This is a genomic window from Subtercola boreus (assembly GCF_003399625.1).
GTDB lineage: Bacteria > Actinomycetota > Actinomycetes > Actinomycetales > Microbacteriaceae > Subtercola > Subtercola boreus_C.
In genome coordinates, this window is the sequence record NZ_NBXA01000007.1 from 68,255 (window position 1) to 85,004 (window position 16,750).

14 protein-coding genes and 1 riboswitch are annotated in these 16,750 nt (G+C 68.3%); of the genes, 1 reads left to right on the top strand and 13 read right to left on the bottom strand.

Annotation, left to right across the window (positions count from 1 at the left end; all coding sequences use genetic code 11):
* Nucleotides 1-50: 50 nt before the first annotated feature.
* From B7R21_RS03960 to B7R21_RS03990, 7 genes are all read right to left on the bottom strand, one after another.
* The gene (locus B7R21_RS03960) at nt 51-2,033 is read right to left on the bottom strand and encodes an ABC transporter ATP-binding protein (RefSeq protein ID WP_116281954.1); all 1,983 of its coding nucleotides are present in this window, start codon (nt 2,031-2,033) and stop codon (nt 51-53) included.
* A 112-nt stretch (nt 2,034-2,145) separates the two neighbouring features.
* Nucleotides 2,146-3,486 (bottom strand): MFS transporter, encoded by a 1,341-nt coding sequence (locus B7R21_RS03965; RefSeq protein ID WP_116281955.1) that lies wholly within the window; start codon nt 3,484-3,486, stop codon nt 2,146-2,148.
* A 174-nt stretch (nt 3,487-3,660) separates the two neighbouring features.
* Nucleotides 3,661-4,128: a 6,7-dimethyl-8-ribityllumazine synthase gene (ribH, locus tag B7R21_RS03970; protein ID WP_116281956.1), complete on the bottom strand. Its 468-nt coding sequence runs from the start codon at nt 4,126-4,128 to the stop codon at nt 3,661-3,663.
* A 97-nt stretch (nt 4,129-4,225) separates the two neighbouring features.
* Nucleotides 4,226-5,446 carry a GTP cyclohydrolase II gene (ribA, locus tag B7R21_RS03975; RefSeq protein ID WP_116281957.1) on the bottom strand — a complete coding sequence of 407 codons (1,221 nt, stop codon included), beginning with the start codon at nt 5,444-5,446 and terminating at the stop codon, nt 4,226-4,228.
* Nucleotides 5,443-6,072, bottom strand: a complete 630-nt coding sequence (locus B7R21_RS03980) for a riboflavin synthase (protein WP_116281958.1) — start codon at nt 6,070-6,072, stop codon at nt 5,443-5,445. The genes ribA and B7R21_RS03980 overlap by 4 nt, the downstream gene beginning before the upstream one ends.
* The gene (gene ribD / locus B7R21_RS03985; protein WP_253259652.1) at nt 6,053-7,126 is read right to left on the bottom strand and encodes a bifunctional diaminohydroxyphosphoribosylaminopyrimidine deaminase/5-amino-6-(5-phosphoribosylamino)uracil reductase RibD; all 1,074 of its coding nucleotides are present in this window, start codon (nt 7,124-7,126) and stop codon (nt 6,053-6,055) included. Before ribD ends, B7R21_RS03980 begins: the two co-directional genes overlap by 20 nt.
* Before the next feature lie 240 nt (nt 7,127-7,366).
* Nucleotides 7,367-7,537: riboswitch (FMN riboswitch) on the bottom strand.
* 62 nt (nt 7,538-7,599) lie between these two features.
* Nucleotides 7,600-8,361 (bottom strand): polyprenol monophosphomannose synthase, encoded by a 762-nt coding sequence (locus B7R21_RS03990; protein WP_253259622.1) that lies wholly within the window; start codon nt 8,359-8,361, stop codon nt 7,600-7,602.
* Between the two features lie 125 nt (nt 8,362-8,486).
* Between B7R21_RS03990 and B7R21_RS03995 the strand changes: the two genes are divergently transcribed.
* On the top strand, nt 8,487-9,719 hold the full coding sequence (locus B7R21_RS03995; protein ID WP_367379382.1) for an FUSC family protein: 1,233 nt from the start codon (nt 8,487-8,489) through the stop codon (nt 9,717-9,719).
* A gap of 187 nt (nt 9,720-9,906) precedes the next feature.
* Here the strand turns inward: B7R21_RS03995 and B7R21_RS04000 are convergent, their stop codons facing one another.
* The 6 genes from B7R21_RS04000 to sdhA form a co-directional block, all read right to left on the bottom strand.
* Nucleotides 9,907-10,788: a cytochrome c oxidase assembly protein gene (locus B7R21_RS04000; RefSeq protein ID WP_253259623.1), complete on the bottom strand. Its 882-nt coding sequence runs from the start codon at nt 10,786-10,788 to the stop codon at nt 9,907-9,909.
* Between the two features lie 153 nt (nt 10,789-10,941).
* Entirely contained in the window at nt 10,942-11,964 is a 1,023-nt protein-coding gene (gene trpS / locus B7R21_RS04005; protein ID WP_116281961.1) for a tryptophan--tRNA ligase, read from the bottom strand.
* A 113-nt stretch (nt 11,965-12,077) separates the two neighbouring features.
* Nucleotides 12,078-12,932: an exodeoxyribonuclease III gene (locus B7R21_RS04010; protein ID WP_116281962.1), complete on the bottom strand. Its 855-nt coding sequence runs from the start codon at nt 12,930-12,932 to the stop codon at nt 12,078-12,080.
* A gap of 30 nt (nt 12,933-12,962) precedes the next feature.
* Nucleotides 12,963-14,153, bottom strand: coding sequence for a YihY/virulence factor BrkB family protein (locus B7R21_RS04015; RefSeq protein ID WP_116281963.1), 1,191 nt, complete (start codon nt 14,151-14,153; stop codon nt 12,963-12,965).
* A gap of 23 nt (nt 14,154-14,176) precedes the next feature.
* Entirely contained in the window at nt 14,177-14,929 is a 753-nt protein-coding gene (locus B7R21_RS04020; protein ID WP_116281964.1) for a succinate dehydrogenase iron-sulfur subunit, read from the bottom strand.
* A 3-nt stretch (nt 14,930-14,932) separates the two neighbouring features.
* The gene (sdhA, locus tag B7R21_RS04025; RefSeq protein WP_116281965.1) at nt 14,933-16,732 is read right to left on the bottom strand and encodes a succinate dehydrogenase flavoprotein subunit; all 1,800 of its coding nucleotides are present in this window, start codon (nt 16,730-16,732) and stop codon (nt 14,933-14,935) included.
* Between the last annotated feature and the right edge of the window lie 18 nt (nt 16,733-16,750).

The window sequence follows — 16,750 nt, forward strand, 5'->3', positions numbered from 1 at the left end:
GGCCGGGCGGGCAGGGACCGGGGCAGGGGCGCCGCGGGCGGTGCGGGGCGTCAGACGAGCAGCTGGCGCTTCGCGAGCTCGCGATAGAGCGGCGTCGTCCCCACGAGTTCGGAATGCGTTCCCACGCCGACCACGCTTCCGTGGTCGAGCACGATGATGCGGTCGGAGTCGACCACCGTCGACAGCCGGTGCGCGATCACGATCAGGGTGCGGTTCTCGGCCACCGCATCGATGGCTTCGCGGAGCATCTGCTCGTTGAGGCCGTCGAGACTCGAGGTGGACTCGTCGAGCAGCAGGATCGGCGGCGCAGCCAGCAGCGCCCGCGCAATGGCGAGCCGCTGGCGTTCGCCGCCGGAGAGCATCACGCCCTCCTCCCCGACCGGGGCGTCGAGCCCCTGTGGTGAGCGCCCGAGCACTTCGAGCAGGTTGACGGCGCCCAGCACCCGGATGCACTGCTCATCGGTCGCGTCGGGCGTCGCGAGCAGCAGGTTCGAGCGGATGCTGCCGGCCAGCACGGGGGCATCCTGTTCGACGTAGCCGATCTGCGAGCGGAGCTCCTTGCGGTCGAGGGCCCGAATGTCGACCCCGCCGACGCGGATCACTCCCGCCGTCGCATCGTAGAACCGCTCGATGAGCGCCAGGATGGTGCTCTTGCCGGCTCCCGACGGCCCGACGAGGGCAATGCGCTTGCCCCGGGGAACGCTGAAGCTCACCCCGCGCAGCACGGTCGTGCTCTGGATGCCCGGCGAGCCGGCTGCGCCTGAACCGAGTGTCGCGAGGGATTCCCGCGCGCCGAGCTCGTCCGCGGCGCCGGACGGGGCAGCCAGCTTGACGGTTCCCGGCCCGGAGAGCTCCCCCCGGGCATCCACCGCACCGTCGCCGGGCAGAGCGCCCTCGGCGTAGGAGAACTCGACACCCTCGAACTCGACGGCGAGCTCGACCGCCGACGGGTCGAACGCGCCGGCTGAGCCAGAAGCCGCTCCAGCCCCGGCCCCCCGCACATGCAGCGGAACGTCGTCGCGATCGGTCTGGCCCTCGCCCGGCAGGTCGATGATCTCCTGGATGCGACCGAGAGCGCCGAGCGCCGAGTTCACCGAGGTGAACGCCCCGAATGCCTGGCCGAGCGGCAGGATCATCATGAAAAGGAACAGGATGAACGACACCAGTGACGCGATGGTGATGGCCCCGCTCGCCACCCGGTACCCGCCGACGCCGATCACGGTGAGGAAGGCGACCTGCATCGCGATGCCGGCGACAGGTACGACCAGCGCCGAGATCCTGGCGACCTGGATGCCCATCAGCCAGGCGCCCTCGGCATCTTTCTCGACGGCGGCCACTTCGCGCTCTGTGGCGTTGGCGGCGCGTACTGTGCGGACGGCGCTGATGGCCCGCTCGACGCTCGCAGCGAGGTCGCCGACCTTCTCCTGCGCCTTGCGGCTCGCGACCCGGATGCGGGCGGAGAGCAGCACCACCACGACGATCGACACGCCGACGACGAGCACGGTCAGACCCAGCAGCACCGGGTCGATGATCAGCATGGCGATCAGTGCCCCGACGAAGGTCAGCGAGCCGCCGATCGCCTCGACGAGGCCCTGGGTGAGCACCGCGCGAAGCAGCGTGGTGTCGGATCCGACACGGGAGACGAGGTCGCCGGTGCGTCGCACATCGAATTCGCGGATGGGGAGGTTGAGCATCCGCCGCACCAGCTTTCGCCTCGACGACAGCACCACGCCCTCACCGGTGCGCTGCAGCAGGTAGTGCTGGAAACCGCTGATCAGCCCGGAGACGACGACGAGCGCGACCAGCGCCCAGACGAGTCCCGAGAGGCTCTGGTTGTTCGTGACGAGGGTGATGACCTGGCTGACGAGAAGCGGTTGGGCGAGGCTCGCAGCCGCCCCCAGCACGCTCAGCACGATCACGAAGGCGAGCACCTTCTTGTGCTCGAAGAGGTAGGGGAGCAGGTCGCTGAACCGGGCCCGGGGCCCGTCGTCCTTCGCCCGGCGCCGGCCGCGGGGTTGTGCAGTATTCGTCATGGCAACTTTCGATTCGCCTCAAGTTTATGTTGCGTCAGACAGCGGAGGGCGCCCCGGCCAGTGGTTGACCGGGGCGCCCTTCGAGGATGAAGCAGAGTGTGCGAAGCGAGGCTCAGCTCAGGTTGTCGTCGTACTCCACATCGCGGGTCTCCTTGCTGAGGAACAGCGCGACCAGCGTGATCGCGGCCATCACCGCCAGGTAGACCCCGACGAGCACCGGGCTTCCGGATGCGTCAGCCCACAGTGCCACGGCCACGAAGGGTGCGACGGCCGCCCCGAGGATCGAGGCGAAGTTGTAGCTGATGGCCGAGCCCGTGTACCGCACGTTGGCAGGGAAGAGTTCGGGCAGCACCGACGCCATGGGTCCGAACGTCAGCCCCATCAGGGTGAAACCGATGATGAGGAGGGCCATCGTTCCGATGAAACCGGCGCCGAAGAGCGGCACGAAGAGCAGGCCGAAGACGAGGATGCCGATCGTGGTGGCGATCAGCGTCAGGCGTCGACCGTACTTCTCGGCCAGGGGCCCGGACACCAGGGTGAAGATTCCGAAGAACACCACGCCGACGATGAGCATGATCAGGAAGTCGGTGCGCGAATAGCCGAGACCGGGCGTCGCAGCGGTGGTGGCCGTCGTTCCGTAGGTCAGTGTGTACGTCGTCATCAGGTAGAAGAGCGTGTACGTGGCGAGCATGATGAACGTGCCGAGGATGAGCGGACGCCAGCTCGACTTGAACACGCGGGCGACCGGGACCTTGGCGACCTCGCCGCTGTCGATGACCTTCTGGAAGGCCGGAGTCTCGACGAGCTTGAACCGCACGTAGAGTCCGACGATGACGAGCACGGCACTGATCACGAACGGGACGCGCCAGCCCCATGCAGCGAACGCGTCGGCCGACATCGTGAGGCTCAGCACGAGGAAGATTCCGTTGGCGAGGATGAAGCCGATCGGCGCACCCATCTGCGGGAACGTCCCGTAGATCGCCCGCTTGCCCTTCGGGGCGTTCTCGGTGGCCAGCAGCGCCGCGCCGCTCCACTCGCCGCCGAGGCCGAGGCCCTGGGCGAAACGGAACAGCGTCAGGAGCAGCGGAGCCCAGATTCCGATCTGGGCATATGTCGGCAGGAGTCCGATCAGGACGGTCGCGACACCCATGGTGAGGAGCGACGCGACCAGCGTCTTCTTGCGGCCGATCCGGTCGCCGAAGTGCCCGAAGATGATCGAACCGATAGGACGGGCGATGAACGCGATGCCGAACACGAGGAACGACGACAGGAGGCTGACGGTCGGGTTCGTGTTGTCGGGGAAGAAGAGCTTCGGGAACACGAGAACCGCAGCCGTGCCGTACACGTAGAAGTCGTAGAACTCGATCGAGGTGCCGATGAGGCTGGCGAGGATGACCCGGTTTCGAGTGTTGGCGGGTGCTGCGGGCGGGGCTGCGATCTGGGGCGAAGACATGGCGGCTTTCAGACAGGGGAAGAGGGGCGCGTGCGCGGGGCACACGGAGATCACGGTGGGCGAGAGCGTCGATCGGGCGCGAAGTCAACCACGGTGTGACGGGGGGTCGGTTGGTGAACCGCACCAATACCATACCTCGGTTCCGCCAACATGGCCTGCTGCCGTGAATCCTCCTCAGAGCGTGCGGAGCACCAGCGCTGTGGCGACCGCAGCCTCGGCGGCTTCGCGGCCCTTGTCCTCCTTCGAGCCGGGCAGTCCGGCCCGCTCGAGGCCCTGGGCCTCGTCGTCGAGGGTGAGAACGCCGAAGCCCACGGGCTTTCCCGTCAGCACGCTCACCTGCGTGAGGCCGCTGGTGGCGGCATCCGAGACGTATTCGAAGTGCGGTGTGCCGCCACGGATGATCACGCCGAGCGCCACGACCGCATCCGCTCCCGCCTCCAACGCCGCGCGGCAGACCACCGGCAGCTCGAAGCTCCCGGGCACGCGGAGTTCGGTGACGTCGACCTTCGCCTCGGCGAGCGCGGCCCGCGCACCGGCCAGCAGGCCCTCGGTGATCTGCGGGTGCCAGCGGCCCGCGACGATGGTCACCTTGAGCCCTGTTCCGTCGAGGGGGGTGGTCGTGGGGGATCCGGCGCCGCTCATGGTCGGTGGCCTTTCTGTAGTGGGGTGTGGGATATGGGGTGTGGGTCGTGGTGATGGCGCAGCAGCAGCAGCAGCCGCGTCAGCCGCGTCAGTCCTGTCAGCCCGGCAGGAGGTGCCCCATGCGGTCGCGCTTGGTATCGAGGTAGTCGGCGTTCGACCCGCCGCGACCGACGATCAGCGGCTCGCGTTCGGCGATCGTGATACCCAGTGCCCCGAGCTGGCGCACCTTGTCGGGGTTGTTGGTGAGCAGTCGCACGCGGTCGAGGCCGAGATCCGACAGGATCGCCGCCGCTGCACCGTATTCGCGTCCGTCGACAGGCAGACCCTGGGCGGTGTTGGCGTCGAGAGTGTCGAGGCCGTCCTCCTGCAGCCGGTAGGCGCGGAGTTTGTTGAGCAACCCGATTCCCCGGCCCTCATGCCCGCGGAGGTATATGACGACCCCGCCGCGTTCGGCGATCATGCTGAGTGCGGCATCCAGCTGGGGGCCGCATTCGCACTTCAACGAACCGAACGCTTCTCCGGTGAGGCACTCGGAGTGCACCCGGACGACGGCGCCCTCCGCGTGGGGATCACCGGAGACGACAGCCAGGTGATCCGTCTTCGTCTCGTTGTCGTGGTACGCGCGGAACCGGAACGACCCGTGGATGGTCGGCACGACCGTCTCGACCTCGAACGTCACGCGGGCGAGCGTCGTGGCGGCCGGGGCCGGCCCGACCCGGTCGAGCCACTCGATGAGAGCCGCGATCGTGGTGACCGGCAGACCTTCGCGTTCGCCGAGCTGCAACAGTTCGGGCATCCGTGCCATCGAACCGTCGTCGGAGACGATCTCGCCGATGACCCCCACCGGCACCAGCCCGGCGAGGCGCAGCAGTTCGACGGATGCCTCCGTGTGCCCGGGACGCTGCCGCACGCCCCCGTCGACGGCAACCACGGGCAGCACATGACCCGGCCTGATGAAGCTCGCCGGTGTGGCCGCACCGTCTGCCAGAGCGCGGAGGGTGTGTGCACGATCGTGGGCGCTGATGCCCGTCGTCACACCCTCCGACGCGTCGACCGTGATCGTGTAGGCGGTGCGCCGGGCATCCTGGTTCTGCTCGACCATGGGCGGCAGGCCGAGCCGAGCGGCGCGGGCGACGGTCATCGGCGCGCAGAGGAAGCCCGAGGTGTGCCGCACCATCCAGGCGATCCACTCCGGTGTTGCCAGCTCGGCCGACAGGATCGCGTCTCCCTCGTTCTCCCGGTCTTCGTCGTCGGCGACGATCACGGGCCGGCCGGCGCGGAGCGCGTCGAGAACCTCGGGCATGCTCGACAGCGTCATCGTGCGCTCCTCAGGGCCAGCAGTCGCTCGACATGCCGGGCCAGGATGTCGGTCTCGATGTTCACGCGGTCGCCGACGGCGAGCGAACCGAGGGTGGTCGCGGCCAGGGTCTCCGGGATGAGCGAGACCTCGAACCAGTGGTCTGCGGTTGGCTCCGGATGCCCGTGGGCCCCATCGACGTTCGACACCGTGAGCGACACCCCCGCCACCGCGATCGACCCCTTGTCGACGACCAGAGCTGCGAGCTCATCGTCGAGGCTGAAGCGCAGAACGCTCCAGGACTCGCCGGGCGTGACGGCGAGCACGGTGCTCGTGCCGTCGATGTGGCCCTGCACGATGTGGCCACCGAGACGGTCGCCGACCAGGGCAGCGCGTTCGAGGTTCACGGTGTCGCCCGGCCGCAGGGCGCCGATCGTCGACATGTCGAGGGTCTGCTGCATCACGTCGGCAGTGAACGTCTCAGCGGTCTGCGCGACGACGGTGAGGCAGACTCCGCTCACCGAGATGGAGTCGCCGTGCTTCGCGCCCTGCACAGCGAGGGGTGCGCGGAGGGTGAGCCGGATGACGTCGGCGGACGGTTCGAGGGCGAGCACTTCGCCCTTCTCTTCAATGATTCCGGTGAACACGGGCGGTCTCCTTCTGAGGGGCGGACAGTGCTGGCGTGGGGGCGGGCGGTGCCGGCTGCGCGGGCGGTGCGGGCCGGGCGACGATCCGCACGTCGGCGCCGACCGGGTCGACCGAATCGATGACCAGCCGCCGGGCATCCGGGAGCGACGGAACGCCGAGGTCGCCGAGCGCGAGCCCGGGGCCGCCGACCAGCACCGGCGCGAGGTAGACGACGAACTCGTCGACGAGTCCCGCCCGGACGAACGCGCTGGCGAGGGTCGGGCCTCCCTCGACGAACACCGAGCGCACCCCCTGGTCGTAGAGGTCGTCGAGCACGGCGGGGAGGTCGTGGGTGTCGTAGTGCCGCAGGGGCTCCGGATGCCGCGCCAGCGCGCTCCCGGCGGGAACCGTCCTGGCGCCGATGACGACAGGCGCCGGCTGGTGGGGGAGCAGCGAACCGTCAGAGCGCCGCGCGGTGAGCTCCGGGTCGTCGGCCAGCATCGTTCCTGTGCCGACCAGGATGGCGTCGACCCGGCCCCGACGCTCGTGCACGTCGCTCCGTGCATCCGGGCCGGTGATCCACTGGCTGGTGCCGTCGGCCGCCGCCGTTCGCCCGTCGAGACTCGACGCCCACTTCAGGGTGACGAACGGCCGGCCGGTTCGAACGGCGCTCAGCCAGGGCCGGATGCTCTGCTCGACGTCGTGCGCGAGCAGGCCGGCGACGGCGCGCACTCCTCGGGCTGCGAGAGAGGCGGCTCCGCCTGCGGAGGCGACCCCGGGGTCGCTGATCCCGAAGTACACGGCGCTGACGCCCGCGTCGGCGAGAGCCGTACTGCACGGCCCCGTGCGGCCCGTGTGGTTGCAGGGTTCGAGGGTGACGACAGCGGTGGCCCCGAGGGCGAGGCGCGGGTCGCCGAGGTGGGACAGGGCATCCACCTCGGCGTGCGGTGTGCCCGCACCACGGTGCCAGCCCTCAGCCAGAACCGTGCCGTCGGGAGCAAGCAGCACCGCGCCCACGCGGGGATTGACGCCCCAGGCCGGCCCGTTCCGCGAGAGCACGATGGCCCGGCGCATGGCGGCAGCCAACTCTGAGGCGCTCGGTGTGCCCGAGTCGCTCGGTGTGCCTGAGTCGCTCGGTGTGCCCGAGGCGCTCGCCTCGCACTCTGTCGGCCCCATCGGGCCGGCGGCCGCGTGCACACCCGCACGCTCGGCGTCAGCGCGGCTCTCGCTCGGCAGGGGCATCCGGAATCCTCGTCAGTGACGGTACCCGGGTGGCGCAGAACGCCCGTGAGTCGCCGGCAACGTCGACGACCACGCGTGCACCTCTCATCCGGACTCCTGGAGTCGTCGGCGAACCGACAACTCCATGACCGTCGGTTCCGGAATTTCACCGGATCAGCACGGGACGGCCCCACGGTTGTGGTTTCGCCCTGCGCTCGCGGACTCTCACCGCCGGTTCGGATTCTCACCGACCCCGGGCACGATGGAGGTAGTCTACTCCCCGCCCGCTGGGTGAGCCCCGAGTGAGATCCGCATGCGGCGGAGTGTTACAGCGTCGCGTCCTTGTGCGCGGTGAGCGCCTGGGACTTCGGGATGCGACCCAGGCGGGAGGCGAACCCCCACGACGTGACCTTCGCCAGAGCCTCGATCACGATGCCGCTGGTCATCTTCGACTGGCCCTCGAGCCGCTCCACGAACGTGATCGGGAACTCCTTGACGTCGCCGCCGGAACGCTCCACAAGCCAGGCCAGCTCGATCTGGAAGCAGTAGCCCGCGCTGTCGAGGCGCGAGAGGTCGAGGTTCCGCAGGGTCTCGGCGCTGAATCCCCGGTACCCCGAGGTGATGTCGTGCAGCTTCGACGAGAGCATGATGCGGGCATACGTCGTGCCCGAGCGGGAGATGAGCTTGCGGTACCAGGGCCAGTTCTCGGTCTTGCCGCCCGGGATCCAGCGTGCGCCGATGCCGAGGTTCGCCCCGTCGTCGAGCAGCTTCAGCAGGCGCGGCAGCTCCTCGGGCTGATGGGAGCCGTCGGCATCCATCTCGATGATCTGTTCGTAGCCGTGCTCGAGCGCCCAGCCGAACCCAGCGACGTATGCCGTTCCGAGCCCGTTCTTGCCCGGGCGGTGCATGATGTTCACGCGCGGGTTCGTGGCCGCGATGGCGTCGACGATCTCCCCCGTACCGTCGGGCGAATTGTCGTCGACCACGAGGATGTGCACCTCCGCGTCGGCGTTGAGGATGCGCTCGATCATCGCGGAGATGGTGTCCTTCTCGCGGTAGGTCGGCATGACGACGACAGCTCCAGGCAATGGGCTACCTTCCTTACGTGCTTCGCTCCGATCAGAGCAATCTCCCCACACTAACTCACCAGCATTGGCGCGGAAAATCGGGAGGAGGCCCTTCAATATACGACACAGCCTCCTAGTGTTGTGGTGTGAAGCCTGACAAGTCCCTCCCAGTGACAGGCGGGCGGCGACCGCGCGGTGCCGGTTCGGGCCGCACTTCGGGCCGTATATCGGGCGGCGCTTCGGGCGGATCGCCGGGCGGTTGGTCGGGCTGGTTCCGCGTGCGACGCATGAATGTGTCGGCGTTCTCGCCGGAGCGTTACGCCCGACTCATCCTCTCGACGTCCCGCGTGCCCTTCCTGCAGGTCGTGAAGACGAGTGCCGCGGCCATCCTCGCGTGGATCGCGACGGCGCCCCTGCTGCAGGGGCAGATCCCGCTCTTCGCGGTGATCGCCGCGATCCTCGTCGTGCAGCCGAGCGTCAACCAGTCGTTCGGCAAGGCTCTCGAACGTTGCGTGGGCGTGGTCATCGGTGTCGTTCTCGCGTACTTCGTGGGGCTGGCCTTCGGATCGAATTCGTGGGCCGTGCTGCTGGCCGTGATCGCCGCGTTGATGCTCGCCTGGGCGCTCCGGCTGGGCCCCACCTCCTCGGTGCAGATCCCGATCAGTGCGATGCTGGTGCTCGCGCTGGGGGCGACCACGCCGGGCTATGCCGTCAACCGCATCCTCGAGACCGTCATCGGGGCCCTCATCGGTGTGGCGGTGAACCTGCTCATCGTGCCGCCGGTCGCGCTTCAGCCCGTGCACGAAGCGGTTGCGCGGCTGGGCAACGAGGTGAGCGGCATCCTGGACTCGCTCGCGCGCATCCTGAGTAGCCCCACCACTTCGAACGAGCGCACCACGATGCTCGTCGAAGCGCGGCTGCTGACGCCGATGCGTGCCAAGGCGGCGGCGGCGCTGGCCGCGGGGGAGGAGAGCCTGAAGTACAACCCCAGGCGGTCGGTGCACCGCGACCTGCTCGAGGCCGACGGAACGCTGCTGGCGATGCTCACGATCCTCGTCACCCGCGTGGTGGGCATGGCGCGCGGAGTCGTCGACCACTACGACGAGAGCCTCCCCGAGGAGCCGCTCGTGGCGGAGGTGGTCTCCGAATTGCGGCGCGCGTCGCACGACCTCCGGCTGGTCATCCAGAACGCGGACCTGCCGGGTGCAGCGGGGCCGACGGTTCCGGTTCTGGATGATCTCCCCGCCCTCACCGCCCCGCTGACGATCGCCCGGCCGGGCAGCGAGCACTGGGTGCTGCTGGGGTTCCTCCTCGAAGACCTGCGCCGCATCCACGAAGAGCTGGTGGCCGCGATGGCAGACGAGCCCCCCGAGGGCTGACGCCGCCCGTCCCCGCGTCCCGCGTCCCACGCCCCACGCCCCACGCTCCCGAAGCCGGGCTGGCGGGGTGCGTTCGGGAAGGCGCCCCCAGACGGGACATCCGCGCGTGCGCGCCGGGGCGCGGAAGCGACAAACTGGCGCGGAACCGGCGATGGGCGAGCGCACCGCGCCAGGCCGCGCGGGTGCGTCAGGCGGGCGGGCGACGGTCGAACGACTTGAGGTGCGCGTCGGTCAGGGCCGCCATCTCCTCGTCGGTGAGGTCGTCGAGGCCCTTCGCCTCGGTGCGGTCGTGTTTCGACCAGCGCACGAACAGCAGGATGAGGATGGGGATGTCCGCGATCTCGGCGATGAACCAGAGCAGATCGCCCGAGAGCTGCTGGTCGCGGAGCGCGCTGGGGAACCAGCCGGGCACCGCCCCGAGCACAGGACCTGCGTGGTCGAGGATCTGGTCGTTCAGCCGTAGCAGGATGCCCGGGATGGCGTCGACGACGAGCTCGACGAACGCCAGCATGAACTCGGCCGCGATGAAGAGGCTGGTGCGCACGACGACCAGTTCGGTGAGCGGCAGCACGAGGATCAGGCCGACCAGCGGCACCAGCACCGTGATGGCGTCCTGAGCAATGGGGGAGGCCCGGAGACTTCCGGCGACGGGAGTCAGGAACACGGAGAACGCGGCCAGGGCGAAGACGGGGCCGAACACGGCGTTGCCCATCACGCCGATGACCCGGGACTCGAGCACGCGTTCGAGGACCGCCGCGCCACGGGGACTCCCGGCCAGGGCTTCGCGGGCGAGGGCGACGGGCTTGCCTGTCGCGACGAGGCCGGGAACGGCGAACAGCAGCAGCGCGATGCGGGTCGTGAACGCGAACCGCAACTGCTGGGAGTAGACGCCGAGGAATCCGAATTCGATCACCGCGAACGATCCGAGTCCCAGCAGATAGAACCCGGCCGAACGCTTCAGCGACCAGTGCACCCCGCGCTTCGCAAGGCTCCGGATGCCCAGGCCGTACAGCACGCCGGCAACGACGATCACCGCCAGCCCGACCGGTTCCACCTGCCAGGCCGTCACGAAATCAACGATGTCAGGCGTGGCAACTCCTCGGGGTTCTCACCCAGTATGCGCCTTCGACTCGGGAGTTTCTGTCGGTTTCGCCGGACAATACCGACCGAAACTCCCGAGTCGATGGAGGGCGGGGCGGGAGGCGGGGTGGGGGGAGGAAAACTAGACGAGGCGGTAGCGCTGGCGACGCAGGAAGCCGACGCGGTCGTAGACCGTGGCGAGCGTCTGCTCGGCGACCTCGTTCGCGCGGTCAGCCGCCGCCGAGAGGATGCGGTCGAGCTCAGCCGGGTCGGCCAGGAGTTCGAGGGCCCGCTCGCGGATCGGCGCCACGGTCTCGACGACCACCTCCGCGAGGGCCTTCTTCAGGTCGCCGTAGCCCCGGCCCGCGTATTCGGCCTCCAGCGAGGCGATGGGCTGGCCGCTGAGCACCGAGAAGACGGTCAGCAGGTTCGACACACCGGGCTTCGCGGCCGCATCGAAGACGATCCCGCCGTCGGCGTCGGTCACGGCCCGCATGATCTTCTTCTTCGTCACCGACGGTTCGTCGAGCATCCAGATCACTCCGGCCTTCGACTCGGCCGACTTCGACATCTTCGAGCCCGGATTCTGCAGGTCGAAGATCTTCGCGGTCTCTTTGAGGATGTAGGGCTCCGGCACAGCGAAGGTGTCGCCGAACCGGCCGTTGAAGCGGGTCGCGAGGTCGCGGGTGAGCTCGATGTGCTGTCGCTGGTCTTCGCCCACCGGCACTTCGGCCGCCTGGTACAGCAGGATGTCGCCGGCCTGCAGGATCGGGTACGTGAACAGCCCCACCGACGTCGTATCGGTGCCCTGCTTGGCCGATTTGTCTTTGAACTGCGTCATGCGGGCGGCCTCGCCGAACCCGGTGATCGTGTTCAGAACCCAGGCGAGCTCGGCGTGCGCGGGAACGTGCGACTGCACGAAGAGTGTCGAACGTGCCGGGTCGATTCCCGCCGCGATGTACTGCGCGACGGTGCGCCGCGTGTTCTCGCGAAGCGCTTCGGGATCCTGCGGCACCGTGATGGCGTGCAGGTCGGCGAGCATGTAGAAGGCTTCGTGCGACTCCTGCAGGGCCTTCCAACTGAGCAGGGCGCCCACGTAGTTGCCGAGGTGGAGAGACTCGGCGGACGGCTGCATGCCGGAGAGCAGGCGGGGCTTGGATGCCATGGGTTCAGTTCCTAACACAGAGGTGCCAAAAGTCTACGGTTGCTGCCGATGGTGCGCCGCAGCGGCGGCGGCGCACCAGTGGGTGTACGGAGCGATCTGATGCGCGGACCGCGTCAGATCGCGTAGTCGACCACGACGGGCGTGTGATCCGACCAGCGCTCGTCGTGAGCGGCGGCGCGATCGACCGAGTAGTTCGTCACACGGGCGGCGAGCTCGGGCGTCGCCATCTGGTAGTCGATGCGCCAGCCCGTGTCGTTGTCGAACGCCTGGCCGCGCCATGACCACCAGGTGTAGGGGCCGTCGACCTCACCGGCCTGCTGGCGCCCGATGTCGACCCAGCCGAGCCCGGGACCGGTCGAGCCGTCGACGCCCTCGACCGTCGCGCCCGCCTCGCCGAAGAACCGGTCGAAGTACGCCCGCTCCTTCGGAAGGAAGCCGGCGCGCTTGACGTTGCCCTTCCAGTTGCGGATGTCGAGGGTCTTGTGGCCCACGTTCAGGTCGCCGACGACCACCGCGAGCGGTGAGTGCAGAGCGATCTCGGGCAGGCGCGTCGCCATCCCGTCGAGGAACCGGTACTTCTCGACCTGCTTCGGCGTACCGTCTTCGCCCGAGTGCACGTAGGCGCTGACGACGGTGACGATCTGGCCGTTCACCTCGTAGTCCGCTTCGAGCCAGCGCCCGGCGCTGTCGAATTCGTCGTCGCCGATGGTGACCCGGTGGATGCTCGCGGCAGCCCGCGACGCGATGGCGACCCCCGCGCGGCCCTTCGCCGTGGCGGCGTCGTGGAGGATGTTCCACTCCGGCCCGAGCAGGCCCTCGATGTCCTCCGTGGCGGCGCGCACCTCCTGGATCGCGAGGATGTCGACGTCGCGGGCATCCAGCCACGCCCCCATGCCCTTCCGGAAGGCGGCCCGGATGCCGTTGGTGTTGATCGACGCGATACGCAGGTTGGTGGTGCCAGAACTCATGCCCTCAGTGTAGAGGGAGCCCCCGACACGCTACTTCCGGGGTGGGGTGGCGGCGGCGGGATCGATGGCGGGAGCCGCCTTCTCCGTGGCGAGCTCGCGGTCGATGCGCTTGAGCGAACGGCGGAGGTTCGTCTTGCGGAGCCCCCGGGCATCCGCGAGCTCTTCGGAGAGCTGCGCGTGCTTCGCCTCGAGCACCTGCCGGTGGGCATCCGCCTCCGTCTGCAGGGCCTCCTGCTCCTTCTGTTCAGGAGTCAGCTGCCGCGCTTCGATGCCGGCGTCGCTCATGCTGACCGTGATCCACGAGGCGACGATCAGCACGACCTGGCAGATCAGGTTGAACCAGATGAGGATGCCGATGATGACGGCGAAGGAGGCGAGCAGGGGGTTGGATGTCGCGCCGCCGAGCAGCGTCGAGCCGAGCGCCTTCAGCACCCCCATCGCTGCGCCGCCGAGGGCTGCACCCGGGAGGAGCTTGGAGAACGGGATCGGCACGCCCGAGAGGATCCGGTACACCCCGGCCAGCACGAGGGTGTCGAAGAAGAACACCACCACGAGGCCGATCACCCGGCCGACGATCTCGGCGAAGAGTGACGCGTGATCGAGCCCGATGAGGTCGTAGACGAACCCGAGCGCCGCCGTGGACGCAACGGTCATGGCCATCGAGACCAGCAGCACGACGGCGAACACGATCGCGAAACCGAGATCCTTCACCTTCAGCAGGGCGAAGTTGGTGGTGGGCCCTGGCACGTTGAAGATCAGGCGGATCGCGCTCCGCATGGCGCCCAGGAATCCGACGGCCGTGAGGATCAGCCCCGCGGCTGCGACGATCCCCGTCCAGCCGAGCACGGGGGACGCGGAGGTCAGCGCCTCGGGTTTGATCGCCCCGTTCTCGCCGATCAGCCCGGGAATGCCCGAATTGAGCTGGCTGATCAGGGCATCCTGCAAGCCGGGGTTGGAGGCCAGCGCGATGCCGAAGACGGAGAAGGTGACGGCCAGCGCCGCGAAGATCGCGAAGACGGCCTGGTAGCTCATGCCCGAGGCGAGGAGCGGCCCGCCATTGGTGCCGTAGTTCGTGAAGACCCGCACGGGCTTCGAGGCGACGACCTTGGCGATCAGACCAGCGATGCCGCCCTGCGGCTCCGAGGAGCGGGAGGCGGCATCGTCTGTCGCGTCTTCGACGACGTCACTGGGCTTCGCGTCTTTCGTCGTGGTTGTGGTCACGAGCCCAGCCTAGATCGAACGGGTCAGCGCTTGCCGAACATGATGGCCTGCTTGACTTCTGCGATCGCCTGCGTGACCTGGATGCCGCGGGGGCACGCCTCGGAGCAGTTGAAGGTGGTGCGGCAGCGCCACACGCCCTCTTTGTCGTTCAGGATGTCGAGGCGCACGGAGGACGCCTCGTCGCGGGAGTCGAAGATGAAGCGGTGGGCGTTCACGATCGCGGCAGGCCCGAAGTACTGCCCGTCGGTCCAGAACACGGGGCACGACGAGGTGCACGCGGCGCAGAGGATGCACTTGGTGGTGTCGTCGAAGCGCGCACGCTCGGTGGCCGACTGCAGGCGCTCCTTGTCGGGCTTCGACGAGGCCTGGAGGAACGGCTGCACTTCGCGGTAGGAGGCGAAGAACGGCTCCATGTCCACGACGAGGTCCTTCTCCAGCGGCAGGCCCTTGATGGCCTCCACGTAGATGGGCTTCGTGATGTCGAGGTCCTTCATCAGCGTCTTGCAGGCGAGACGGTTGCGGCCGTTGATGCGCATGGCATCCGATCCGCAGACGCCGTGCGCGCAGGAGCGACGGAAGGTCAGCGAACCGTCCTGCTCCCACTTGATCTTGTGCAGGGCATCCAGCACCCGGTCCGTCGGGTACAGCTCCACGTCGAAGTCCTGCCAGCGCGGCTCTTCGTCGACCTCCGGGTTGAAGCGGCGCACCATCATGGTGACGGTGAAGCTGGTGGTGGAGTTCGCCGGCGACTCTTTGTCGAGGGTTGCGGTTGCCATGGTCTAGTACTTCCTCTCCATAGGCTGGTAGCGCGTGACGACGACGGGCTTGGTGTCGAGCCTGATGTGGTCGCCGGCGTCAGCCGAGTGTGCGTCACCGGTGAGGTACGCCATGGTGTGCTTCATGTAGTTCTCGTCGTCGCGGAGCGGATAGTCCTCGCGGAAGTGACCGCCGCGGCTCTCCTTGCGGGACATCGCCGAGTAGACGGTGACCTCGGCGAGGTCGAGCAGGAACCCGAGCTCGATGGCCTCGAGGAGGTCGGTGTTGAACCGCTTCCCCTTGTCCTGCACCATGACGTTCTTGTAGCGCTCGCGAAGACCGGCGATCACCTTCGTGACCTCGATCAGGGAATCCTCGGTGCGGAACACCTGGGCGTTCCGGTCCATCGAGTCCTGCAGCTCTTTACGCATGTCGGACATGCGCTCGGTGCCGTCGGTGGTGCGGAGCATCTGCACCAGGTCGCGGATCGGCTTCGCGGGGTCATCCGGAAGCGGCACGAACTCCGCTGTCAGGGCGTACTCCACCGCGAAGTTGCCGGCGCGCTTGCCGAAGACGTTGATGTCGAGCAGGGAGTTGGTGCCGAGGCGGTTCGAGCCGTGCACGGACACGCACGCGCACTCCCCAGCGGCGTACAGCCCGGGAACCACGGTGGTGTTGTCGGAGAGCACCTCGGCCCTGATGTTGGTCGGGATGCCGCCCATCGCATAGTGCGCAGTGGGGAGCACCGGCACCGGCTCGGTGTACGGCTCGACGCCGAGGTAGGTGCGTGCGAACTCGGTGATGTCGGGGAGCTTGGCGTCGATGACGGCCGGCTCGAGGTGGGTGATGTCGAGGTAGACCCAGTCCTTGTTGGGCCCGCCGCCGCGCCCTTCGCGGATCTCGGTCGCCATGCACCGGGCGACGATGTCGCGGGGGGCGAGGTCCTTGATCGTGGGAGCGTAACGCTCCATGAAGCGCTCGCCCTCGCTGTTGCGGAGGATCGCGCCCTCGCCGCGGGCGGCTTCCGAGAGCAGGATGCCGAGGCCCGCCAGCCCCGTCGGGTGGAACTGGTAGAACTCCATGTCCTCCAGCGGCAGGCCCTTCCGCCAGATGATGCCGACCCCGTCACCGGTGAGGGTGTGTGCATTGGAGGTGGTCTTGAAGATCTTGCCGAAACCGCCGGTCGCGAAGACGATCGACTTGCCCTGGAACACGTGCAGCGCACCGGTGGCGAGCTCGTAGGCGACCACGCCGGCGGGACGCTTCTGGCCGTCCACCTCGACCATGATGAGGTCGAGTACGTAGTACTCGTTGAAGAAGTTGATGCCGTGCTTGACGCAGTTCTGATAGAGCGTCTGGAGGATCATGTGACCGGTGCGGTCGGCGGCGTAGCAGGCCCGGCGCACGGGGCTCTTGCCATGGTCGCGGGTGTGTCCGCCGAAGCGGCGCTGGTCGATCTTGCCCTCGGGTGTGCGGTTGAACGGCAGGCCCATGTTCTCGAGGTCGTAGATCGCGTCGATCGCCTCTTTCGCCAGGATCTCGGCGGCATCCTGGTCGACCAGGTAGTCACCGCCCTTGACGGTGTCGAACGTGTGCCACTCCCAGTTGTCCTCTTCGACGTTGGCGAGGGCTGCCGCCATGCCGCCCTGCGCCGCACCGGTGTGCGAGCGCGTCGGGTAGAGCTTCGAGATCACGGCCGTGTTGGCCTTGGGCCCGGCCTCGATCGCTGCGCGCATGCCGGCGCCGCCGGCGCCGACGATGACGACATCGTGCTGGTGGTAGGTGACGCCGTCAACGACGGTGCCGTCTGGGTAATCGGTCACTGGGATGCTTTCTGGTGG

Coding starts and splice junctions, on each gene's coding strand:
- B7R21_RS03965 (WP_116281955.1), bottom strand. CDS start 3,486: ATGTCTTCGCCCCAGATCGCAGCCCCGCCCGCAGCACCCGCCAACACT.
- trpS (WP_116281961.1), bottom strand. CDS start 11,964: ATGGCATCCAAGCCCCGCCTGCTCTCCGGCATGCAGCCGTCCGCCGAG.
- B7R21_RS03960 (WP_116281954.1), bottom strand. CDS start 2,033: ATGACGAATACTGCACAACCCCGCGGCCGGCGCCGGGCGAAGGACGAC.
- B7R21_RS04010 (WP_116281962.1), bottom strand. CDS start 12,932: ATGAGTTCTGGCACCACCAACCTGCGTATCGCGTCGATCAACACCAAC.
- ribH (WP_116281956.1), bottom strand. CDS start 4,128: ATGAGCGGCGCCGGATCCCCCACGACCACCCCCCTCGACGGAACAGGG.
- ribA (WP_116281957.1), bottom strand. CDS start 5,446: ATGACGCTGTCGAGCATGCCCGAGGTTCTCGACGCGCTCCGCGCCGGC.
- ribD (WP_253259652.1), bottom strand. CDS start 7,126: ATGCGCCGGGCCATCGTGCTCTCGCGGAACGGGCCGGCCTGGGGCGTC.
- B7R21_RS04020 (WP_116281964.1), bottom strand. CDS start 14,929: ATGGCAACCGCAACCCTCGACAAAGAGTCGCCGGCGAACTCCACCACC.